At 66.0% G+C, this 21,797-nt stretch carries 20 protein-coding genes; 3 read left to right on the top strand and 17 right to left on the bottom strand.

What is annotated here, in order from left to right; translation table 11 throughout:
• Positions 1-125: 125 nt before the first annotated feature.
• From IC762_RS08180 to IC762_RS08160, 5 genes are all read right to left on the bottom strand, one after another.
• On the bottom strand, positions 126-3,347 hold the full coding sequence (locus IC762_RS08180; protein ID WP_210338425.1) for a CHAT domain-containing tetratricopeptide repeat protein: 3,222 nt from the start codon (positions 3,345-3,347) through the stop codon (positions 126-128).
• Positions 3,348-3,436: 89 nt separating this feature from the next.
• A complete protein-coding gene (locus tag IC762_RS08175; protein ID WP_246801471.1) occupies positions 3,437-4,402 on the bottom strand; it encodes a DUF2778 domain-containing protein in 966 nt (321 codons plus the stop codon).
• Between the two features lie 259 nt (positions 4,403-4,661).
• Complete coding sequence (locus IC762_RS08170) at positions 4,662-7,043, bottom strand: putative bifunctional diguanylate cyclase/phosphodiesterase (protein ID WP_195788305.1); 2,382 nt, start codon at positions 7,041-7,043, stop codon at positions 4,662-4,664.
• 155 nt (positions 7,044-7,198) lie between these two features.
• Positions 7,199-7,621, bottom strand: coding sequence for a DOPA 4,5-dioxygenase family protein (locus tag IC762_RS08165; RefSeq protein ID WP_195788304.1), 423 nt, complete (start codon positions 7,619-7,621; stop codon positions 7,199-7,201).
• A gap of 19 nt (positions 7,622-7,640) precedes the next feature.
• Positions 7,641-8,261: a class I SAM-dependent methyltransferase gene (locus tag IC762_RS08160; RefSeq protein ID WP_195788303.1), complete on the bottom strand. Its 621-nt coding sequence runs from the start codon at positions 8,259-8,261 to the stop codon at positions 7,641-7,643.
• A 202-nt stretch (positions 8,262-8,463) separates the two neighbouring features.
• On the opposite strand from IC762_RS08160, the gene IC762_RS08155 reads away from it, so the two are divergent.
• A complete protein-coding gene (locus IC762_RS08155) occupies positions 8,464-9,177 on the top strand; it encodes a hypothetical protein (RefSeq protein WP_195788302.1) in 714 nt (237 codons plus the stop codon).
• A gap of 111 nt (positions 9,178-9,288) precedes the next feature.
• On the opposite strand, the gene IC762_RS08150 is transcribed toward IC762_RS08155, so the two are convergent.
• Both IC762_RS08150 and IC762_RS08145 read right to left on the bottom strand, forming a co-directional pair.
• Positions 9,289-9,549, bottom strand: a complete 261-nt coding sequence (locus IC762_RS08150) for a PilZ domain-containing protein (protein ID WP_246801469.1) — start codon at positions 9,547-9,549, stop codon at positions 9,289-9,291.
• Positions 9,550-9,616: 67 nt separating this feature from the next.
• Positions 9,617-10,270, bottom strand: coding sequence for a PilZ domain-containing protein (locus IC762_RS08145; protein WP_195788300.1), 654 nt, complete (start codon positions 10,268-10,270; stop codon positions 9,617-9,619).
• A gap of 315 nt (positions 10,271-10,585) precedes the next feature.
• Here IC762_RS08145 and IC762_RS08140 point away from each other — a divergent pair, with 315 nt between their 5' ends.
• Entirely contained in the window at positions 10,586-11,413 is an 828-nt protein-coding gene (locus tag IC762_RS08140; protein WP_210338424.1) for a glutathione S-transferase family protein, read from the top strand.
• An 18-nt stretch (positions 11,414-11,431) separates the two neighbouring features.
• Complete coding sequence (locus IC762_RS08135) at positions 11,432-12,244, top strand: enoyl-CoA hydratase (RefSeq protein ID WP_195788299.1); 813 nt, start codon at positions 11,432-11,434, stop codon at positions 12,242-12,244.
• 308 nt (positions 12,245-12,552) lie between these two features.
• On the opposite strand, the gene IC762_RS08130 is transcribed toward IC762_RS08135, so the two are convergent.
• The 10 genes from IC762_RS08130 to IC762_RS08085 all read right to left on the bottom strand — a co-directional run bounded on the left by IC762_RS08130 (position 12,553) and on the right by IC762_RS08085 (position 21,701).
• A complete protein-coding gene (locus tag IC762_RS08130) occupies positions 12,553-13,335 on the bottom strand; it encodes an SDR family NAD(P)-dependent oxidoreductase (RefSeq protein ID WP_195788298.1) in 783 nt (260 codons plus the stop codon).
• Between the two features lie 87 nt (positions 13,336-13,422).
• Positions 13,423-14,346, bottom strand: a complete 924-nt coding sequence (locus IC762_RS08125) for a DUF1932 domain-containing protein (RefSeq protein WP_195788297.1) — start codon at positions 14,344-14,346, stop codon at positions 13,423-13,425.
• Positions 14,346-15,215 carry an ABC transporter substrate-binding protein gene (locus IC762_RS08120; protein WP_195788296.1) on the bottom strand — a complete coding sequence of 290 codons (870 nt, stop codon included), beginning with the start codon at positions 15,213-15,215 and terminating at the stop codon, positions 14,346-14,348. The genes IC762_RS08125 and IC762_RS08120 overlap by 1 nt, the downstream gene beginning before the upstream one ends.
• A gap of 24 nt (positions 15,216-15,239) precedes the next feature.
• The gene (locus IC762_RS08115) at positions 15,240-15,980 is read right to left on the bottom strand and encodes a TetR/AcrR family transcriptional regulator (protein WP_195788295.1); all 741 of its coding nucleotides are present in this window, start codon (positions 15,978-15,980) and stop codon (positions 15,240-15,242) included.
• A 50-nt stretch (positions 15,981-16,030) separates the two neighbouring features.
• On the bottom strand, positions 16,031-16,909 hold the full coding sequence (locus tag IC762_RS08110; protein WP_195790042.1) for an SMP-30/gluconolactonase/LRE family protein: 879 nt from the start codon (positions 16,907-16,909) through the stop codon (positions 16,031-16,033).
• A 20-nt stretch (positions 16,910-16,929) separates the two neighbouring features.
• Positions 16,930-18,000 carry an aldose epimerase family protein gene (locus IC762_RS08105; protein ID WP_195788294.1) on the bottom strand — a complete coding sequence of 357 codons (1,071 nt, stop codon included), beginning with the start codon at positions 17,998-18,000 and terminating at the stop codon, positions 16,930-16,932.
• 2 nt (positions 18,001-18,002) lie between these two features.
• Positions 18,003-18,932, bottom strand: coding sequence for a Gfo/Idh/MocA family protein (locus tag IC762_RS08100; protein WP_195788293.1), 930 nt, complete (start codon positions 18,930-18,932; stop codon positions 18,003-18,005).
• A gap of 9 nt (positions 18,933-18,941) precedes the next feature.
• Positions 18,942-19,715: a FadR/GntR family transcriptional regulator gene (locus IC762_RS08095; protein ID WP_195788292.1), complete on the bottom strand. Its 774-nt coding sequence runs from the start codon at positions 19,713-19,715 to the stop codon at positions 18,942-18,944.
• Between the two features lie 204 nt (positions 19,716-19,919).
• Positions 19,920-20,945 (bottom strand): histone deacetylase family protein, encoded by a 1,026-nt coding sequence (locus tag IC762_RS08090; protein WP_195788291.1) that lies wholly within the window; start codon positions 20,943-20,945, stop codon positions 19,920-19,922.
• A gap of 51 nt (positions 20,946-20,996) precedes the next feature.
• Positions 20,997-21,701: a GntR family transcriptional regulator gene (locus IC762_RS08085; protein ID WP_195788290.1), complete on the bottom strand. Its 705-nt coding sequence runs from the start codon at positions 21,699-21,701 to the stop codon at positions 20,997-20,999.
• Positions 21,702-21,797 lie beyond the last annotated feature (96 nt).

Raw genomic sequence — 21,797 nt, 5'->3', positions numbered from 1 at the left:
TCTAGCATTTTTTTGCGTACCGATTGTATACATCAATTCCGGATATGACGCAATATAGCTCTGAAAAGCGAGAAAATGGCTATTTCAGTATACATAACAGGCTATATCTCGGCGAAGCGAGCGTCTTAGCCGCCCTCGCCGACCAGGACGAACGGCGCCCAAACAGCCGGTTCCGCGTTTCTCGGATCGGACGGATTGGCGATCAGCGCCAGCATCGATCGGCGCAGGGCTTCCGCCCTTCCGATCTCCGGATGCTCAGCCAGTTCGGAGAATGCGCCCGTCGTCAGCTTCACGGCGGCGTCGGACTCGACCGGCCAGTGCGACACCAGCAGCGCCCGGGCACCGGCGTAGAAGAATGCACGGGCGAGCCCGGACAGGCCCTCCGCGCCCGGCTGGTCGCCCGCCGCCGTGTTGCACGCCGATAGCACCGCCCAGTCGGCGTCCAGCGTCAACCGCGCGACGCGGCTCGAGGTCAGCAGCCCGTCGTCGTCAGCGGTCGGATGCGCCGGCAGGGTCAGCACCAATGCCGGCTCGCTCAACCCCCTCACCTCGCCGGCGACGAGGCCGTGGGTCGCGAAGTCGACGACGCGATACTGGTCGAGCTGCGCGAGCTTGACATTGGTCACGGTGGCGTCCGCTCCCAGCCGCACGTCGCCGTCGGCGGCGCCGAGCTGATGCGCAACCGCGAGCAGCTCGCCGGCGGTCTCCGGCAGCGGCGCAAGTCCCTTGCGCAAGGTATCGATGTCGACCGCCGTCCCCTTGTAGTAGGTGGAATATGGATCGACATTGCGCGAGACCTTGGTCTTGCCGCCGTCGAGCTGCAGCACCGGATTGCCGAATCCGATGAACGGCTTGCTGGCGCGGGACACCTTGGCATAGAGCCGCAGCGCGCGCAGGCTGCTCACTGACGGCAAGACGTCGATCGCCTTGTCGCGGATCAGCCACGCGGCCGACCTGTAGCGATCGGCCTGGCTCGCGCCGGCATCCGGCTTGCGCGTCACCAGGACCTGGAACGGCAGGCTGGTCAGCGCGCCGGTCGGCACGATGAGCAGCTTCGGCTTGGCCGCGATGATGCCGGCAACCGGAGTGAACAGCGCGGCGTACAACTGGTACGACGCATCGAGATCGAACGGCACCACATCCGAAGTCCCGTTGAAGAGCCCCTTGCGCAGGGCCGCGACGCGGTCGGTCAGGTCCCGGGCAGACAGCGGGATTTCCTGCATCGCGGCGGCTTCGCGCGTGACTGCAAAGACGAAGCTGCGATCGCTCAGCGCAACGAAAAGCAGTTGCGCCTCATCGGGCTTCAGCAGGGCCTGCGCCTGTGCCACCGACAGCGGCGCCGGGCTGGAGAGTTCGGCATAGGCCGGAAAATCGCGCGCGATCCGCGCCGAGATCTCGCCGAGCGACTTCCGCACACCGTCGCTCTCGTTGCGCAGGTTTGCGATCAGGCTGTCGTTGCGCTTGCCGTCGGGCGCACCGAGCTCCGCGGTGATGCGCTTGTCCAGGCTCTCCAGCGACGCCTTGAGATCCTGCTGGCGGCGCACCGCCGACGCAACGGCATCACTGCCGGCGGCGAACCGCGACGACATCAGCGCGACCGCGGACGCAGCCCTGGTCTCGTGCAGGCGTTGCGCCGACGCGAAGGCCTCGTTGATCCCCTGAGCGTCGGGCTTTCCGCCGGACACCGTCCAGATCGCCCGGATCAGGCGAACGTCGAGATCGGCGAGCAGTCCCGCTGCCTCACCGGTGCCGGCGCGGCTCGCAAGCGGTCCGGCCGCCTGCCGAAGCTCGGCCAGCGCTTCGGGCCATTTGGTCTCGCCGGCCGACACGTCGGACAGGTTGATCAAGGTCGCAGATGTCGTCAGGTGATCGGCACCGAGCTTCGACTGCGCAATCGCAAGCGCGCGCCCCAGCACGCTGCGCGCGTCGGCGTAGTTCTTGGTGCGCAGGGCAAGCAATGCCTGGCCGCGCAGCGTCGGCAGCAGATTGGCGTGATCGTTGCCGAACGCCTTTTCCTGGATCGCAAGCGCGCGGGCAAAATTTTGCCCGGCCGCCTCGAACTGGCCGGCATCGAGTTGCTGCCGCCCGATCGCCGCGAGCGTGTCGGCCGTGAATGTACTGTCGCTGCCGAGCTTCCCGGAAAAGATCCGCAACGCCTTCTCGTAGAGCGGCGTCGCTTCGGCGGCCCGGCCGGTCTCCTTGTAGGTGCTCGCAATCGCCACCAGCACGCGGGCGACGTCGGGGCTGTCGGGCCCGGCGATCTTCTCCTGGATCGCGAGCACGCGCTGCTGCAGCGGCAACGCGTCGGCGTCGCGGCCCTGATCGGCGTAATTGTTGGCGAGGTTGTTCAGCGCATAGACCACGGCGGGATGGTTTGGCCCGAAGGTCTTCTCGCGCGCGAGCAGCACCTGGTTGAACAGCGCCTCGGCTTCCGCATAGCGCGACTGCTTGTTGAGCACGTTGGCGAGATTACCGAGCATCGAGCTGACATTCGGGTCGCCGTCGCCTACGCGGTCGCGGCCCAGCGCATAGGCCTTGCGCAGCGTGGCCTCGGCCTCCGGCAGCCGGCCCGCATCATTATAGAGATTGCCGAGGTCGTTCAGGATGTTCAGGTAGTTCGGCGCGCCGGCCGCCTGCCGACCGTACGCCTGTTCGAGCAACGCGAGGCCTTGCTTCAGCAGCTTCTCGCCGTCGTCGAACCGGCCCTGCAGGCCGTAGAGGTCGCCGAGATCGTCGAGCGCCATCGCGACCTCGGGCGGCGACACGAGCGGCGAATGCTGCTTGATCGCGAGCGCGCGCTCGAAATAGTCCTGCGCCTCGCGATAATTCTCCTGGGTCTTCGCGATTCCGCCCATCGATTCCAGCGCGCCGGCGAGCCGCGCATCGTCGGGGCCGAACGCCGAGGTGCCGATCGCCAGCGCCTGCCTGGCGACGGTGAGGGCATCCGCACGGCGCTCCAGCATCATCAGGGAATTGATCAGGATGTTGGAGGTCCGCAGGATCGACGCCGCGTCGTGGAAGCGCAGCTTGATCGTCAGCGCGGTGTTGAGCCGGTCGGCGGCTTCCTGGTAATGGCCGAGATTGTGCAGGAACATGCCCTCGTTGTGCAGCACGCCGGCAAAATTCATGTTGTTGGTGCCCTGCTGGCGCCGCACCAGCTCCTCGAGGCGCCGGGCGATCTTCAGCCCCTCCTCGTTGCGGCCGGTGTTGCCGGCGTCGGCCATCTGCGCGGCCAGCGTATCGATGGTATCAGCGGCTGTGGCGGGCCGGTCGCCGACGCTGCCGACCACCGCGATCAGAAGCGCAATCAGGATTATCCGGTGCAAATGGCGGGCTCTGGCAATCATGGCAGCCTCAAAGGCCGGCATGTTCCCAGACGATCATTGCGATGGGAAGACGAAATCAGCCGTCGACCCGCGACGGCGCTATCCGAGCCTTACGAGTTCGACGCCGAGCGCGTCGGGGCCGACTGGATATCCTTGACGCTGACCACCACCGCGATGCGCCTGATGACGCCGCTGCGGTAGGCCGCGAGGAACTTGTCGTAATGCTTGACCGAGATGCAGCCGTTGGAATCGCCGTTCGGGCCGAGCATGTAGGGGTGAACGAGGAGACCGACCCGTCCGAACGTATCGCTGCCCTCGACCGGGTTCATGCGCAGCGCGGGTACCCCGTGGAACAGCTTCTCGCGCGGCTTCATCTCGTAAATGCCGGGCGGCGTCGCGCCGGCATTGCGCGCGTTCACATGCGAGGGATCGTCGAGCAGGTTGCCGAGACCGGAATGCGCTTCGAACTTGCTGCCGTCCGGCATGTAAACGATGCGGGCGGTAATGTCGTAGACCGCCGTGGTGCCGTCGTAGCCGAGTGCGCCGAGATCGAGGCTCGGGCCGGCCAGCAGTCCGTCATTCGGATCGAGCGAGGCCAGCTGCATCTTGCCCGGCATCATGTCGGCAAGCTTCTGCAGGAATGTACGGTTATCGCCCTGTTGCACCGGAGCCGGCGGCGGTGCCACGAGCGCGTCGTTGCGGGCGATCAGGTTGGCCTCGGCCGGACGGGAGCGCGGCATCGGCACTGAAGTGGTGGCTGCAGCCGACGCGGAAGCCGTCTGGCTCGGCTGATCGGTCTGCGTGTCACGCAGCTGGCCGGCCAGCGCGTCCTCGATCTGTCCGAACTCGGAATCGAAATCGCGGCGGCCGGCACTCGTGCCACGGCGCAGCGGGTAGTACAGCGAAGCCGAGTTGATCGTCGAGCGGGAGCCGAAGCGGTCATCGAAGCTCAGCGCGGCGCTGGTGTTCGCCATCGCGGAGCCATGCAGCCATGCTGTGGGATCGACCCCGACCATCCAGGCGGCAAGAGCGGACGACAACGCCAGCGCGCCCACGGCAAATGCCGTGCTGCCCACCAGAGAAATGCCGCGGCTCAAGCCCCGCCCGGCAACTTTCGTTGGTCTATGACCCATCCGTCCCCAAGTTCGGTTGCTCAGGGGCCTTTTACCGACCCGTCCGAGATTCACCGATTGCTCATCATATCAGGGAATTAGAGTAAGGCATAATCGAGACCGTCAGGCCAACGACAGGATTTTTAAGCAGTTTTTAGGCCGAAAGTGCCGGGAATCAGCAGAACCGGCCGAAAAAGCCCCGATTCGGGACAAATTCGGTCCCTCAGGCGATCTTCTCCTCCCGCAAGGTCAGCACCGGCACCGGCTTGCCGATGGCATAGCCCTGGGCATAGTCGACCCCGATCTGGCGCAGCTCATCCAGGATCGCGGTGCTTTCGACGAATTCGGCGACCACCTGCTTCTGCATGATCTTGGCGGTCTTGGTGATCATCTCGACCATCGCGCGATCGACCTTGCTGTTGAGGATCTCCCTTACGAACGAGCCGTCGATCTTGATGATGTCGACCGGCAGGTGCTTCAGATAGGCAATCGACGACATGCCGGTGCCGAAATCGTCGAGCGAGAAGCTGCAGCCGATCTCGCGCAGCCGCGCGATGAACTTCTGTGCCTCGACGAGATTGGAGATCGCGCTGGTCTCGGTGATCTCGAAGCAGACCGCCGTGGGCGGCACGTCATGCTCGGCGAACAGCTCGGCGACGAAATCGACGAAACCATTGTCGCCGATGGTGGCGCCGGAGAGATTGATGGCGTAGCTCGCGATCTTGCGCGGCGAGTGCCTGCGCTCCGCGATGATCTCGAAGGCGCGACGCACCACCCAGCGGTCGATCAGCGGCATCAGCCCATAGCGCTCGGCGGCGGGCAGGAAGCTGCCGGGCGACACCAGGCCGCCGCTTTCGTCGCGCAGGCGCAGCAGCAGCTCGCGCCCTTCATGGCCCTTCAGCGCGCCGGTCACCGGCCGGATCTCCTGCTCGTAGAGGCAGAAGCGGCCGTCGTCCAAGCCCTTGCGGATACGATTGACCCAGCTCATCTCGGCGACGCGCACCGTCATGTCGGTATCCGACGGACAGTGCTCCTGGACGCGGTTACGGCCCTTGTCCTTGGCGAGGAAGCAGGCGACGTCGGCAAGCCGCTGCGCGTCCTGCACGCCGGCGCAATCCGCGAGCCTGACCAGGCCGATGCTCGCGCTGATGCGGAAGCTCGCGCCTTCATGGACGAAGCTCGACTGTTCGACCACGGCGCGGATCCGCTCCGCCACGTTGGAGGCGGCCTCATGGCCGTGAGCGGCGGCGTCGCGCAGCAGGATGCCGAACTCGTCGCCGCCGAGGCGCGCGACCAGCCCGCTCCCGCCGACCTCGGCCGTCAGCAGCTTGGCGACATGCTTCAAGAGACGGTCACCTGCGATATGGCCGGAGGTGTCGTTGACGATCTTGAACTGATCGAGATCGATCAGCATCAGGTCGGCGCTTGCGACCGAGGGTCCCGACATCGACCGGTGCAGCTCGAAGTCGAATTGCCTGCGATTGGCGAGCCCGGTCAGCGCGTCGTGCGACGCGGCCCAGGCCAGCTCCTCGACCAGGCGCCGCTCCGCCGTCATGTCATGGATGATCATGACCCGGCCGGCCCAGTGGCCGTCATGCGTGATCGGGGTCTCGACCACCGAAACCGGAACGCTGGAATGATCCGGCCGCACCAGGAGCCGCTGCTGCGGATGGTTTTCACCACCGGCCTCGCCGCTGCGGAACGATCCGCGCACCGGCTGCTCGGCGATGCTGAACAGCGACGAGAGCGGCCGGTCGGCGACGTCCTGCGCTGCCGCGATCAGGCGTGTGGCGGCGGGATTCATGTAGCTGACGCGATCGTCCGGCGTGGTCACGATGACGGCGTCGCCGATCGAGGCCAGGGTGAGCTGGGCGCGCTCCTTCTCGACTGCGAGCGCGGTCTCGGCGAGCCAGCGCCGCAGCAGCATCCGCCTGGTGTGGAGCAGCACGATGCCGGCGAGGCACGCCGCGATCACCGCATTGACCAGCAACAGCAGCGCCGAGACCTGGCGCGAGGCCTTGCCGAGGTTATCGGAGAAGTCGACGGCAAGCGTGCTCAGCGCGGCGTCCACCGCACCGATCCGCTCGGCCCAGCGCCGGATCGTCGCCGCTGACGGATCATGCAGCGCGACGTCGTTGGCGGCCTCGTTGCGTATCTCGATCAGCTGATCGAGCAGCGCATCCGAATTCCGCCACGCTGTCACCGCGCCAGCCACGTGATGCAGGGTGCGGAAATATTTGAACAGCCAGATCAGGCCGCCAATGTCGTCGTCATGATTGCCCGCTTTTGCAAAACCTGCGCGCGCCACGGCGTCGTTGTTGCCCGGCGATTCGAGGGCACGCCGCGCGATGCGGTCGGCGAGCGGCACCGCGATCGCGGCATCGAACTTCTGCAGATAGAGCGGCGTGCCGGTGCTGACATAGATCTGGAGGTAGTGGACGGCGTCCTTCTGTCCCTTGGACCACAGGCTCTCGCCCGCGACATACGCCCGCACCGCAGACATCACCTGCAGGCTGCCAGCCGACAGGCTCGCCAGCAGCAACACGATCCCGATCAGCGGTCCGACCACCCGCCAGAGTGACCAGCTTCGAAACGAAAAGAACATTCCGATACGCCCCGACACAAACTGTCAGGTGAGCGTAAGAACTGTGATTTAACCTCACGTTGCAAAACGCGATGAGTTTGAAACGACTTGGTTGCAGTGAAATTGCTTCAAATTTTACTTGATCCCGGCACCTGGCTCCCGGCACTTGGCGAGGTTCAGGGACGCAGCGTCGGCGTCGTGTTCGGCGCCGGAGCATGCTCCAGCTCGGCCTCTTCAGGCACCTTGTCGGCATGCACCGCGAGCGGCGTCCCGATCCAGAGCGGATCGTCGCGATGGTCGCGGCGCGGATTGGTGGTGTTGGGATGGACCAGGATGCTGAGGCCGCCATGGTTCAGCATCAGCCACGGCACGAAGCTCGGAAACAGCTCGGCCGCGAACGCGACCTGGTACATCGCCTGGTCATGCGGGCCGACCTTGACGTCGTGCCAGCGCCCGAGCGTGACCAGGAAGCGTTCGCCGATCCAGTCCCGCAGCCGCTCCGCCTCGCCGCGGCTGGTGGCGGGATCGTAATAGACATGGGCGTGGTAGCTCGCGATCTCGCCGATCGTCCGTGGCGCGTCAGTCGCATGATCCGTCATAGGCGATCTCCTCGCTGTCTTACATCCGCCGCAGCACGCTGAACTCGAACGACTGCGCCGCCCCCCAGGGCGTGACATGGTGATGCGGCTCATGCGCGATCAACGCGAAGCCCGGACCGACGGTCCGGCTGAGTGCCGCGGCATCATAGCGCTGCACCGCCAGCCCGCTGCACTTGTCCGGACCGTCGGGCGCAAAAGTGCCGATGATGGCGTGGCCGCCCGGCCTGAGGCCGTAATGGAGCCGGTCGAGATAGGCCGCGCGATCATGCTCCTCGACCAGGAAGTGAAACGCCGCGCGATCGTGCCAGACGTCGAAGGTGCGCGGCGGCTGCCAGACGGTCGCATCGCCGGCGATCCAGCGCACACCTTTGCCCGCAGCGGCGAGACGCTCCCGCGCGCTTGCGAGCGCGGCCTCGGAGAGGTCGAGCACGGTCACATCGCGGTAGCCGCGCGCGAGCAGCGCATCGACCAGGCGAGACGCCCCGCCGCCGACATCGATGATGGAGACGTCGCGGCCGCCTGCGACGGATTCGATCAGGCGCAGCGACGGCTGTGGGCTGGCTTGCGACCAGCTCACCTGCCCTTCACCTTTGGTCAGGTAGACGGTCTGCCAATGCGACTGGCGATCCGGCACGGTCATGGCGATAACTTTCCGACGGCATCGGCGGCAAAGCAACGCCGCGAGCTCATTAACCATGAGCTAGGCGCGGCGATTGCCTCCGTCAACCGGCCCTCCCAGGCGCGCCTGCGCCGCGACCTGCCGCCTCGCCGCAAATGACGCATTTGATTTGGTGCATTTTTTATCTAACCTGACGGACGGGTTGAGATCGGGGCGCCCCGGCATGGCCGCATTCGGCTGGACACGCGTCAACAAGCCTGCAGCCGCGGAAGACGCCGCCACCGATTTGCGCGGCCTGAGCGATCCCCTGGCATTTCTCGCCGCGCTGGACAAGGTGGTGCCGCGCTATCTCGACCTCGCCGACACCGGCGTGCTGATCTATCCGGCCTGCAAGCGCAAGCCCAGCGACCTGTTGGGCGACATCCGCGCGATCTGGGAGCATACGCGGCTCGAAGCGATGCGCTACATCCCGATGCTGCCGCGGCAGGATACAGCGCTGCTCGCCGATCCGTCGCGACAGGCGGAGATGATCGACGCCTTCCTGCGACAGCGCGCGCACGACAACACCGTCGTCGATTTCACGGGCTTGGCGATCGAGGATTACGGGATCGCGATCTACGCCGCGCTGAACTGGCTGAACCATTGCGGCGCCATCGCGGGTGCCGACCCGCAAAAATTCTCCGGCACGTTGCGCAGCTTCCGCAAGGTCATGGTCGTGGCGCGCCAGTGGTGGGCGATCGACGGCGCCACGGAGCGCTGCGCCCAGATGCTCGAGGCGCACGAACGGCCGCCGCTGGTGTTCTTCCTGCTATGGGGCGAGTGCACCAACCTCGCCAGGGAAATCGCGCTCGCGGCGTCCGGTCCGGCGTTGCCGGACGACATCGCCTCGCGCGTGCGGGCGGCACAGGATCCGGCAGAACTCGACGCCGTGGGCTAGAGCGCTTTCGAGCGAAGTGGAAGCCGGTTCGCGTGAAGAAAACGCGTCAAAACAAAAACCTGGAGCCCCGTTCCGATTCCATCGGAACGAGGCTCTAGAACACGACAGCGATCAGGCCTGTCGCTCCTTCGCTTGCGGCCCCGCCTTTTTGCCGCGCCGCAGGAAGGTGACGCCGATCTGGTCGCCATTGACCCAGGCGAGCTTGCAGCGCCGGTAGGCAAGTCCCTTGGAGGACAGCAGCAGGAAGAATTCGTTCAGCTGCAAGCCTTCGATCGAGGCTCCGACGGTGAGCTTCGCGCCGTTCTCGGAGACATTCTCCAGGGTGCACTCACGGCGCCAGGTGCCGTCGATCGCCATCATCTGCGTGGGCATCGGCTGCTCGAATCTCACGCGCGGGGATAGACGTCGCTCCTGTCCTGGCATGGTCGATGGCCTTCCGTCAGGCGACCGGCTCCGCATCGGCGGGTGCCGCCTGGACCTCCTTGGTCTTGCGCACGATCAGGCGGCCGAGGTCGTTCTGCTTGTAGGCCTCGACGAACTTGATGGCGAAGCCGTTCGGCAGATGCCGGACCACGCGCCCGACGCAGGCGCCGATCGCCAGCGGCATGCCGATCGGCGGCTGCACCGCCGACGACACCGCGGCGCCCGACAGCGACATGTCGATGATGAAGCAGCTCTGCATGCTGCCGTCCGCCAGCGTCAGCATGGCGTGCGGCGCCGCGGGAATGAAGCGTGGACTGTTGCGGGTCTCGAGGACGCTCGGGTCCTTCTGCTTCTTCTCGATCCAGGTCAGCTTGTCGGCGAACTTCTCGCGCATCGCCTGCGTCATCTCGAGTTCGACCAGGAAGCTGCGGTTCATGGTGTCGGTGATGCAACCCTCGAACTTGCCGAACTCCTCGAAATACGACGTCAGGCGGTCGCCGATCTTGCCGACGACAGGGACGTCCACGATCATGCGGAACGGCGAGACGCGTGTGGTGCGGCAGGCGAAGGTGCGCAGGCGGCCCTGCGCATCGTACCAGTTCGGCAGCGTGTAGCTGCCGTCAACCGTGACCTTGACGCCGCGCTGCTTGAGGAACTTTTCGACAGACACAACACGACCCTCGCTTGACGCGATGAAGAGTGCACGGAGGTCTGGATTGACCGGCTTCCCTTGCCGGTCGGGTGGTGAGGACGTCCGTTACCGGCGCGATTGCAGAAGGACGGGCTGCGATACGCGCCCCTGCGCGGCGCGGGAATGGTCCTGGCGCTCAGGTACGTACGGTTGTACCGTCGAAAAGCTAAAAAATGCTAAATCTGCATACAAGGCGGGCGCTGCAGTGTATTGCCCAACCTTTACTCATAAGTTTATTTCGCGAGCCGTACAACTACCGGGAGAAATATCAGGCAACGATCCATCGCACGGTACGTGTCGGCGGCGGATGACTCGCCCGAGGCTTCGGCTAAACTTCGCCGCCGGTGGCGAAGGCTCGAAATGCAACAACAAGAACAAGGTTTGGGAACCGCGCCCATGATCATTCTTCACCACGGCTGGCGATCCAGCGCCTCGCGCCGCGTGCGGCTGTGCCTCGAGGAAAAAGGGCTGGCTTATGAGGGCCACGTCGTCGATATGGGCCGAATGGAGCATCACTCGCCCGACTATCTGAAGATCAATCCGCTCGGCGTGATCCCGACCATCATCCACGATGATCGGCCGCTGCATGAAAGCGGCACGATCTGCGAGTATCTCGATGAAACCTTCCCCGACCCACCGCTGCGGCCCGACACGCCCTTCGAGCGCGCCGAGATGCGCAACTGGGTCCGCCATATCGACGCACTGATCGGAAATTTGATCATCTTCAACTGGCGTCACCATCTCGCGAAGGTCGCGGCGCAATGGTCGGACGAGGAACTGGCGGCGAAGCTGAAGAGCATTCCGAGCAAAGAGCGCCAGGAGGCCTGGCTGCGCGCGGCGCGCAAGCCCTACACCGAGCAAGAACGCGATGCCGCGCGCGCGAAACTCGTTCAATTGCTCGACAAGATGGAAGCGGCACTGGCAACTTCCGGCTGGCTGGTCGGCGCGAGCTATTCGATCGCCGACATCGCCGCCGCGCCCTTCGTCAAGCGCATCGATGAAGAAATCGCGCCCGACGAGGTGACGACGAACCGGCATCCTCGCGTCACCGAATGGTGGGGCAGACTGCAGGCTCGGCCTGCCTATGCTCGCGCCAATTTCGGCCCGTTCCTCGATTCCTGAAGCAGACTGGACTTTCGCATGCTCAACATTCCGCAAAAATCGCTCGCCGACGGCAAGATCCTGTACAGCGTCGCCGACGGCGTCGGCGTCGTCACCTTCAACAATCCGGACAAGCGCAACGCGATGTCGCTGGAGATGTGGGAAGGCTTTGGCGAGGCGCTGACCACATTGCGCGACGACGGCGATGTCCGCGTCGTGATCCTGGTCGGCGCCGGCGACAAGGCCTTCGTATCGGGCGCCGACATCAGCCAGTTCGAGAAGACCAGGCACAACGCCGAGGCGTCCGAGGAATATTCCAGGCGCAGCGAGGCCCAGCGCGCGTTGCTCGCCAACTACCCGAAGCCGACGATCGCCTGCATCCGCGGCTTCTGCCTCGGCGGCGGCATGCAGGTCGCGATGCTCGCCGACATGCGCATCGCAGGTGACAGCAGCCAGTTCGGCATCCCCGCCGCCAAGCTCGGCATCGCCTACGGCTATGACGGCCTGCGCAATCTGGTTTCGCTGGTCGGGCCGTCCTGGGCGCGGCTGATCATGTATACGGGGATGCGGATCGATTCTGCCGAGGCGCTGCGGATCGGCCTGGTCGATCGCGTCCTGCCGGACGCCGCGCTGTGGGATGCGACCATGGAGATCGCACGCACCATCTCGGGCAACGCGCCGCTCGCAATCAAGGCCGCCAAGATCACCATCGCGCAGGTGCTGAAGGACCCCGCCGATCGCGACATGGCCGCGATCAAGCAGATCGGCAGCGACTGCATGGACAGCGAGGATTTCCGCGAGGGCCGCCGCGCCTTCATGGAAAAGCGCAAGCCGGAGTTCAAGGGGCGGTAGCCATCCGGGGTCGTCAGCCGCGCAGGCGAAAGCGGGTGATCCAGCATTCCAGAGGCAGCGGTACTTGAGCCGATGGGCCGCGGCGTACTGTGTCGCCCGGTCCATGTGCGCAACTGCGCACGGGCCGGGCGATGACAGTCGAGGACGAGGACGCCGCCGCTATATTTCTGAATAATGGAATAATATCGCTGATTTGCCCGACGTGTCAAGTTGCCGTGTCGAACGCCGGCAGCCGTCGGGCTCCTTTGCATGGGGTTGTTTTCGATGTTTTGGCAGCGCGCCCTGCAACGGCAGGCTATCGCGCCCGGCTACCCCTTCTCGCTGACCGGTACCGTGTAATTCAAAATCAGCCGGCCGCCGTCGGGATAGATGGTCTGGCCGGTGACGTAGGACGCATCGTCGCTGGCGAGGAAGGCGACGACGGAGGCGACCTCGCTCGGCTCGCCGCAGCGGCCGGCCGGCGTGCGCGACAGCACGCTGCGCCGCGCCTCCTCGGAGGAGAAGATCGCCGTTGCCACCATCTCGGTCAGGATGGTGCCCGGCCCGACCGCCACGACGCGGATGCCGTGCGGCGCCAGCGCCACTGCGGCAACCGAGGTGAGCTGCTTCATCGCGCCCTTGGACATCGCATAGGTCGCAAGCGAGGGGATCGCGAGCAGCGCGTTGACCGAGGACATGTTGACCACCACGCCGCCGCCACCCTGGGCAATCATCTGGCGCGCCGCGGCCTGGACGCCGAAGAAGGCGCCCTTGAGGTTGATCCCCATCACGTCGTCGAACTCGGCCTCGCTGATCTCGAGGAAATCGCGGTTGCGCGCCACGCCGGCATTGTTGACCATGACGTCGAGCCGACCGAATTCCTTCACCGCCGCGGCCACGATCCGGTCGACATCGGCGCGCTTGCTGACATCGGCCTCGACCGTGCGCAGCCTGTCGGCATGACCGAGCCCGCCGGCCGTTTTCGTCAGCGCCGCGCCATCGACGTCGGAGATGACGACCTTGGCGCCGTCGGCGAGAAAGCGCTCCGCGCAAGCCTTGCCGATGCCCCGCGCTGCGCCGGTGATGGCGACCACCTTGCCGGAAAATCTCATGAGAGTGCCTCCAGGAAAAACGTTCCCGGAGCAATAGCGCATCGCGCGGCTACAGGGAACGCGGCGGATGCGCCGCGTACGGACCGGTCAGGATTTGATCCGCGCCAGGATCCGGTCGGCCTCGGTGCGCCAGTCCGCGCTGCGGGCGAAGTCCGCCGTTCCCTTGGTCCCGAACACGCCCTCATCGGCAAGATCGGCGATCCAGGCCTGCCGCTCCGCGGTGCCGGATGCCGACCAGGGCGCAAGCCCGGCCTCGCGCACGGTCTCCGCCACCTCGCGCACTTCCTCGGCGCGCCGCCGGCCGTGCTCGATCACGCGCTGGAAGAAATAGGCGCCCTGCTTTTCCCAGTCGATGGTGGGGAAGGTTTCCTTCAGCGAAGCCAGCACCGCGTCCTCGACGCCATAGGCGCGCGCGGTGGTAAAACTCTCGATCACCATCGCCTCCAGGCCCTTGATCATGATGCTGCGGCACATCTTGACCGCCGAGGAGACGCCGAGCTCGTCGCTCGCCACTTTGGCGGCGAAGCCCAATGTCACCAGCAGCGGCGCCAATTCCCGCGCGCCGGCGCCGCCAAGCAGCAACGGCACCTTGATCCGGTATGGCGGCAGCGAGGTCATCACCGCGCCCTCGACATAGCGGCCGCCGGCGCCGTCGATCCGAGCGGCGGCACGGCGCTTGGCGCCGGGTGATGCCGAATTGAAGTCGAGGAACCAGGCGCCATTCCTGATCGCGGGCGCGCAGGCGTCGGCCACCGGCACGTCCTGGCTCGCGGTCACCGCGGAGACGATGAAATCGGCTTGCGCGGCAAGGTCGGCGTGGGATCGCATCAGCTCGACGCCAATCTCCGCCGCATGCTTGCGCAACGGCGCGCCCTGCTCGCCCCCGAGCTTGATGTCGTAAGCGGAGACCTTGGCGCCCTGCTTGCGCAGGTCCTCGGCGAGGATGCGACCGACTTCGCCATAGCCGAGCATGCCGATCTGCCATTGCCGCGGATCGTTCGAGATTGTCATCAATTCAGTTCCCGTGTTGTGTCGTCGAACAGCTCCTCCACCGCGACGCGCCGGGGGATCAGCGCCTGCTGGACGCAATAGTCGACGATCATTTGCAGAGACTTGCGGTTCGCCTCGACGCCGAACGGCACGACGTCAGGCGTGCCGGGCGAGCCCGCGCTCGCCTTATTGCGCTTGAGCAGCTCATAGAGCCCTCGCACCACATCGGGCCGCGATGCCGCGAGTTGCCCGCTGACCACCACCAGATGATTGACCGGCACGACGCCATGCCGCTGATGCCAGCGCGCGGCCTCTCCGGCCGGATCGGCCAGCAACGGTTTCAGCGCGGGATCGCTCGAGGTTTCGCCGAGCACCGCGTCGAGCTCGCCGTCCTTCAGCATCTGGATGATGGTCTTCCCGGCAGGCGCGCGCGTGGTCCGGTCGACATACTCGGCGACGTGCGCCTCCTCGAAGGTGATCCAATCGATGCTGTCGAGATCGACACCGTAATCATTGGCGAGGATGCCGCGCATCCAGGCGCCCGTGGTGGTGGTGAACGAGCGGATGCCGACCCGCTTGCCGGCGAGATCGGCGGGCGCGAGCGCGCCGCGATCCGCGCGGTAAAGCGCATGGCCGTGCTGGAAGCGGCCGAGCATCGCCGCCGGCAGCAGCACTATCGGCTTGCCGTGCGCTTTGGCCATCAGATAGGTCACGATCGCCATCTCGCAGACGTCGAACGCCTGCTCGCGGACCATCGGCTTGAATGCGGTGTGGGTCGGCGTGAACTCGGCAAAGTCGAGATCGAACAGGTCGGAGCGCAGCTCGCCGGACTTGACCGCCGCGACGTGCGGATGGTTGCCGAGCACGGTCCGCAGCTTGAGTTTTTCCATGTCAGCGCACCCGGCAGGTTGAGGTTAGCTTTCGCTCTTGGCTGCGACCGGGGCCCTGCGCCGCAGCGGCGTCGCCGGATCGAGCGGCGCGGCCTGCAGCGAGGCGACGGTGGCGTGAACCAGTTCCTCGATCGCCTGGCCCGCATCGGTGCCGTCGGCACTGCCGCGCGACAGGCGGGAAACGCGCTCCGGCGTCACCAGCGTGTAATAGAGCGCGCCGAGCAGGAAGTGGCTGCGCCAGACGATGTCGGTGCGCGGGATATGCGGCAGGCTTTCATGGATCGCGTCGACGAAGGCGTGGCTGGTGTCGTCGAAGGTCTGCGCGATGATCTTGCGCACCACCTCGTTGCCCTCGGCCGACATGATCGCGCGCAGCCGCGTGAAGCGGGTGCCGCCGCCGGCGAGATCGCTGCCCGACGTGAAGGCCGGCAACACATAGGCACGCACGACCGCCTCCAGCCGGTCCTGCAAGTCGCGCACGCGTCGCGCAGCCGCCAGTAGTTCGGAGCGCCGCAGGTTCATCGGACCGCAATGCCGCCGGTAGATCTCCAGCAGCAGGCCGTCCTTGGTCTTGAAGTGGTAGGTCACGCTGCCGGGATTGGCGCCGGCGGCCTGTGCGATGTCGCGCACCGACACCGCGTTGAAGCCGTAGGTCGAGAACAATTCCTCGGCCGCAGCGAGAATCGCCTCGCGCATGTTCGGCTTGCGGCTGCTGACGGCCTTGAGTTCGGCCTTTGGCTCGTTCTTGGCGGGTCTGCGGACCATATTTGTACTATCGTACAAATGATCAGGTCGCGTCAACAAGGCGGCTGATGTCAGGACAGTTTGACGTCCGCCTCGGCGCGGCCGCGCGCCGCGGCGTCGAGCAGAAACGTCTTGCCATGCTCCGGATCGGCAGCGCGCTGCGTCTCGTCCATGTCCTGCCAGGCCGATGTCACCAGCACGCGCGAGAAATCGCGGCCGACAAAGGCCGGGCAGCTCGATTGCGTCGCCGGCACCCGCAGCGAGCGCAGATGACGGCCCGCGGGATCGTAGACGTCGATGCAGCCGCCGCCCCATCGCGCGTTCCAGATCAGCCCGTCGGCATCGACCACCGCGCCGTCGATGCCGCCGACGCCCTCGTGCCTGATCAGCGCAGCGTGCTCGCCGACCGGCAATCCGGTCGATGGATCGAGCGGCACACGATACAGCACGTTGATCTCGGTATCGGCGAAATAGCCGATGTCGCCGGCGGGCGAAAAGCAGATCGCATTCGGGATCGTGATGTCAGGATAGAGCCGCGTGATCCGCCCACGATGCAGCGCGTAGATCGCGCCCGCGCCTTTCTCCGCGCGCTTCCCCATGGTGCCGAGCCAGAACGTGCCGGACGGATGCACCCGCGCATCGTTGGAGCGCGTCGCGGCATTGTCGGCTTCCAGCGCGGCGAACAACTCCAGGCGACCGGTGGCGACGTCCCGGACATAAAGCCCGTTCTCGGTGAGGATCAGCTGCCGCGCATCATCGATCCGCGCCAGCGCACTCGCCTTGTTGGGCAGCGCATGGATGACGGTCCGTCCCTCCGCAAAGCGATGCTCGAACAGGCGCCGCTCGCGGATGTCGAACCACCACGCCGTGTCGGTTGTGGCGTCGTAGGTCGGGCCCTCGCCGAGATGGCAACGTTCGGCCGACAGCACGGATGTCGGCACGTCTTCGATCGACACAGTCATTGCAATGCTCACAGCGTGGAGAAGCGATAGACGATGGTGCGCCGGTAGATCTGCCCGGGATCGAGCCGCGCCGACGGAAAGTCCGGCCGGTTCGGCGTATCGGGCCAGGCATGCGGCTCGAGGCACAGCGCATCCGACTGCCGGTACAGCCGGCCGCCCTTGCCGGCCGTGGAGCCGTCGAGGAAGTTGCCGGAGTAGAACTGCAATCCCGGCTGATCGGTGAACAGCTCCAGCACCCGGCCGCTGCGCGGCGACTCCAGGCGCGCGGCGAAGTGCAGGCCGGTACCAGCGGCCAGACAGAAATTATGGTCGTAGCCGCGGCCGAGCCGGAGCTGCTCGTCGTTCATCCTGATGCGCGCGCCGATCGCGATTGGCCTGCGGAAATCGAACGGCGTGCCGTCGACGGCGCGCGGCGGCTGGGGCAGCGGGATCGCGGTCGCGTCGACCGCGAGGAAATGATCGGAAGCGATCGTCAGCCGGTGATCGAGGATCTGGGTGCCCGAACGCGCGCCGTCGAGATTGAAGAAACTATGGTTGGTCAGGTTCAGGAATGTCGGGCGATCGGTGGTCGCCTCATACGTCACCGAGAGCTCGGTTGCGCTGCGGACGCGATAGGTCACGCGCGTCGCGAGGTTGCCGGGATAGCCTTCCTCGCCATCCGGGCTCTCACGCTCCAGCACCAGTGTCGGCCCCGGACTGTCGGTGAGCTCGGCGATCTGCCAGAGCCTGCGGTCGAATCCATGCGGCCCGCCATGCAGCGCATTGGGGCCGTTGTTGGCATCGAGCGCCACTGCCGCGCCGTCGAGCATGAAACGCGCGCCGGCGATCCGGTTGGCGTAGCGCCCGATGGTCGCGCCGAAGAATTTGCGCTGCGCGAGATAGCCGTCGAAATCGTCGTGGCCGAGCACGATGTCGTCGCAATGCCCCTCGCGGTCGGGCGTCAACAGCGCCTGCATCGTCGCCCCGAACGGAAGAATGACGGCCTCGAAGCCGCCCAGGCCGCGCAGCGTCACGCGCTCGACCACGGTGCCGTCGGGCATTTTGCCAAAGGGCGCGCGATCGATGGTGGCTTTGGTCATGATCAGTCCTCAAACGCCTCGACGAGGCGCCGACGTCCCAGCATGAAGCTGTCGGCGACGAGCTGCAAGGGCGCCAGATCGACGTCGGATCCGCCGTCCGCAGTCAGTGCGAGGAAGTGGCGATAGAGCGCGGGATATTCATCCTTCTCGGCGTCGACGACCAGCCGGCCGCCATCGAGCAATTGCCGCCCGCCCTTCAACAGCGCCACCGGTCCCGCATTGGTCTCGCACACGATCTCCCAGCTCGGCGGACCGGCCTGGCGGAAATCGAACTCGGCATGAACAGGCGTGCCGTTCGCGTCAGACAATTCGAGTTCCGCCGCGATCGGCGCCTGCCGGTTGGACGGGAACATCAATTCCGCCTTTCGGGCAAACACCGGCTGCAGCAGGATGCGGGTCAACACCGACAGCGCGTTGATGCCGGGATCGAACACGCCAAAACCACCGGCCTCGAAGATCCAGGCCTGGCCCGGATGCCAGACCCGCACGTCTTCCTTCCAGATGATCGTCACCTTGGCGATGTTGCGGCCGGCCAGCAAATGCCGCGCCGGCTCGACGGCGGGCGCGTAACGCGAATGCCAGGCCGCAAACAGCGTCCGTCCCGCCTCATGCGCGGCCGCGATCAGCGGCGCGAGTTCGCTGACGGTGGCGCCCGGCGGCTTTTCCAGCAACACATGCTTGCCCGCCGCAAGCGCAGTGGCGGCCTGGGCGCGACGCACCTGCGGCGGCGTGCACAGCGCGACCGCATCGATCTCGGGACCGTCACGCAGCAGCTCTTCGAGGTCGCGGAAATGCGGCTGGTCCGCCGGCGAATTGACGGGATCGACGACGGCGACGAGCGCTGCGCCTGCGGTCTTCGCGATCGCCGGCACGTGCTGGCGCTGCGCGATCGCGCCGAAACCGACGATGGCGATGCGGAGCGCTTCGCTCACAACAGGTCCTCACGGCTCGGATTTGGCGGCAGCACCCTTGCTGTCGTACGAAGCAGGATCGACCACCGTCGCGCCGTGGCGGCGGATGCCGTGGAAGATGGCGCCGGTCATAGCGGTGGCGGCGTCGACGGCACGACCATCGGCGATCGCATCGACGATACGCTGGTGCCAGGTCAGCACCGTCTCGCGGTCATCGGGATCGACCGGCGCACTGACGACGAACGAGGCGCGCAACGCGGCCTCGATCACGCCGTCCACGGAACGCATGAACGGATTGCCGGACGCATTGGCGACCGCGATGTGCAGCGCCAGATCCCCATCCGTGAAGGCATCAGAATCGGAGGGCTCGCGCCGCATGGTCTCGACGCAGCGGCGCAGCTCCGCGATGTCGGCCTCGGACCGGCGCAACGCGGCCAGCGCGGCGGCGCGCGGCTCGATCGCCAGTCTGATCTCGGCGAGATCGCCGAGGAACTGCTTGTCGATTCCGACGTCGAGATGCCAAGCCAGCACATCGGCATCGAACATGTTCCAGGCGCCGCGGCCGCGCACCACGGTGCCGACCCGCGCCTTGGTCGTGAGCAGGCCTTTGGCCACCAGCGTCTTGATGCTCTCGCGCAGCACCGGACGCGAGACACCGAAGCTTGCGGTGAGCTCGGCATCACCGGGCAGCCGCGCACCCTCGGCGTGACGGCCGGAGATGATGTCGATGCCGATGCTGCGCGCGATCTCGGCGTGATTGGAATGCGCGCGCCGCGCCGGAATGATCACCAGGCCGGACGTCATCGATCGATCGGTTACCCCTGATCGGCTCATCCGCAAGGATGACCACAAGTCAGCGGCAATTCCTAGTCATATAATCTTACTTTTGGTGACGGGGGATGCACCATCCCCACGTCATTGCGAGCGGAGCGAAGCATTCCATCGTGCCACAAGCGGAGGAATGGATTGCTTCGTCGCTATCGCTCCTCGCAATGACGCGATGGCGCTTCAGCGCGCCGCTTCGAACCCTCCGAGCACGGAGGTCAGGTTGGCGCCGAGGATGTCGGAGAGATAGCCACCCTCCTGCACCAGCACGGTCGGCAAGCCGATTCGCGCGAGCCCCTCGCCGATGCGACGAAAGCCGTCGGTGGTCACGGCGAGCCCGGCAAGCGGATCTTTTTCGGAAGCATCGAGACCGAGCGCGACCACGAGTGCAGTCGGCGCAAAGGCGCGGATCGCCTTCTCGGCGGTCGCGAGCGCCTGCATGTAGCCGTCGTCTCCGGTGCCTCGCGCGAGGGGAATGTTGAGATTGGCGCCGAGCCCGGGTCCGGCACCGCGCTCGTGCGCGTAGCCCCAGACGAACGGATAGAAGAACGAGGGATCGGCATGGATCGAGACCGTGAAGACGTCCGGCCGCTCGTAGAAGATGCCCTGCGTGCCGTTGCCGTGATGCACGTCGACGTCGAGGATCGCGACCCGCTCGTGCTTCTGGCGCAGATGCTCGGCCGCGATCGCGCTGTTGTTGAGGAAGCAGAAACCGCCGGCCATATCGCGATAGGCGTGATGGCCGGGCGGACGGCACAGCGCGTAAACGGCATCGTCGCCGTCGAGCACCATCTGCGCCGCGGTGACAGCGACGTCGCTCGACGCGCAGGCGCCGGCCCAGGTGCCCGGCCCGATCGGCGCCGCGGTGTCGGCGGTGTGCCAGCCGAGCCGACCTACGATATGCGTCGGATAGGTCGCGGCGTTGCGCACGGGGTGGATGTTCGCAATCATCTCCGGTCCGGAATCGCCGAGCGCGGTCCATTCCTCGAAGGCGGTTGCAAGGAAGCCCAGATATTCCGGGCTGTGCACGCGGGCGCGCGGCCCCTGCCCGAACGCGACAGGCTCGACCAGCGTGTGCTTGCCCGCCTTCAATCCCGCGAGCAGGCGATCGGCACGTTCGGGCTGCTCGGTGGTGCGCTGGACCACACCGCGCACCAGGAAGAATTGCGGATCGTGGCTGCGGTGTTTTTCGCTGTAGACGGCCTTCACTGACATACTCCTGTTCGCTGAACCCTGAATTGTCTGCGCGCGATGCGGCAGCTACTTCGCCGGCACCGGCCAGGGCGGAATCTCCCGCACCAGCCTGCCGACTTCGCGCCAGGCATGGCCGATGTGATAGTCGACATGGGCGACGATGCGCTCGGGATGACCGGCCTCGATCGCCGCGAGCACCGGCTCATGCGTGCGCGCGATCTCGTGCGGATCGTCGTAGAGCCGGCCGATCAGGCCGATCACCATGCGCAGCTCGGAGGCGAGATCGTCGAACAGCCGCAGCATGCGCTTGTTGCCGGCGATCTCGCAGATCAGGCGGTGAAAGCGATAGTCCTCCTCGACCTGCCGCGCCGGCTCGTCGAGATCGGCCATCTCGTGCAGCACGTCGATCTGCCGGCGCAGCATGTCGCGCGTCGCAGGCGTCAGGTTGCGCGCGGCGAGCACGGAGGCGTGGCGCTCGACGCAAAGACGCAGATCGTAGATCTCGTCGATATCGTCGGCCGCGAACTGGCGGACGAAGAAGCCGCGGCGCGGATGGGCGACGAGCAGGCCCTGCTGTTCGAGCAGCCGCGCCGCCTCGCGCACTGGCGCCCGGCTGACCCCGAGTTCGCGGGCGACTCCCGCTTCGACGACCTTCGATCCTGGCGGCAGTCGGCCCTGGACGATCGCCTCGGTCAGACGGCGGGCGACCTGGCCGACCAGATCGGTCTCGTTGAGGGCCGGCAAGCCGACCGGAGGGGACATTGTGCGCATCAGAAGGGTCCGTTTCGACCCTTGTACATTATTTAATCGCCGATTGTCGACAGTTTAGCCTTGATCAATTCTTAGATTGTCGACAGTTTAGTGGCG

Source organism: Bradyrhizobium genosp. L (genome assembly GCF_015624485.1).
Taxonomy (GTDB): domain Bacteria; phylum Pseudomonadota; class Alphaproteobacteria; order Rhizobiales; family Xanthobacteraceae; genus Bradyrhizobium.
This window is presented reverse-complemented; position numbering and strand designations above follow the sequence as displayed.

Bases quoted from the DNA above. Each gene is read 5' to 3' on its own strand.
- IC762_RS08180 (WP_210338425.1), bottom strand. From the start codon at position 3,347: ATGATTGCCAGAGCCCGCCATTTGCACCGGATAATCCTGATTGCGCTT.
- IC762_RS08170 (WP_195788305.1), bottom strand. From the start codon at position 7,043: ATGTTCTTTTCGTTTCGAAGCTGGTCACTCTGGCGGGTGGTCGGACCG.
- IC762_RS08165 (WP_195788304.1), bottom strand. From the start codon at position 7,621: ATGACGGATCATGCGACTGACGCGCCACGGACGATCGGCGAGATCGCG.
- IC762_RS08160 (WP_195788303.1), bottom strand. From the start codon at position 8,261: ATGACCGTGCCGGATCGCCAGTCGCATTGGCAGACCGTCTACCTGACC.
- IC762_RS08155 (WP_195788302.1), top strand. From the start codon at position 8,464: ATGGCCGCATTCGGCTGGACACGCGTCAACAAGCCTGCAGCCGCGGAA.
- IC762_RS08150 (WP_246801469.1), bottom strand. From the start codon at position 9,549: ATGCCCACGCAGATGATGGCGATCGACGGCACCTGGCGCCGTGAGTGC.
- IC762_RS08135 (WP_195788299.1), top strand. From the start codon at position 11,432: ATGCTCAACATTCCGCAAAAATCGCTCGCCGACGGCAAGATCCTGTAC.
- IC762_RS08130 (WP_195788298.1), bottom strand. From the start codon at position 13,335: ATGAGATTTTCCGGCAAGGTGGTCGCCATCACCGGCGCAGCGCGGGGC.
- IC762_RS08125 (WP_195788297.1), bottom strand. From the start codon at position 14,346: ATGACAATCTCGAACGATCCGCGGCAATGGCAGATCGGCATGCTCGGC.
- IC762_RS08120 (WP_195788296.1), bottom strand. From the start codon at position 15,215: ATGGAAAAACTCAAGCTGCGGACCGTGCTCGGCAACCATCCGCACGTC.
- IC762_RS08115 (WP_195788295.1), bottom strand. From the start codon at position 15,980: ATGGTCCGCAGACCCGCCAAGAACGAGCCAAAGGCCGAACTCAAGGCC.
- IC762_RS08105 (WP_195788294.1), bottom strand. From the start codon at position 18,000: ATGACCAAAGCCACCATCGATCGCGCGCCCTTTGGCAAAATGCCCGAC.
- IC762_RS08095 (WP_195788292.1), bottom strand. From the start codon at position 19,715: ATGACGTCCGGCCTGGTGATCATTCCGGCGCGGCGCGCGCATTCCAAT.
- IC762_RS08085 (WP_195788290.1), bottom strand. From the start codon at position 21,701: ATGCGCACAATGTCCCCTCCGGTCGGCTTGCCGGCCCTCAACGAGACC.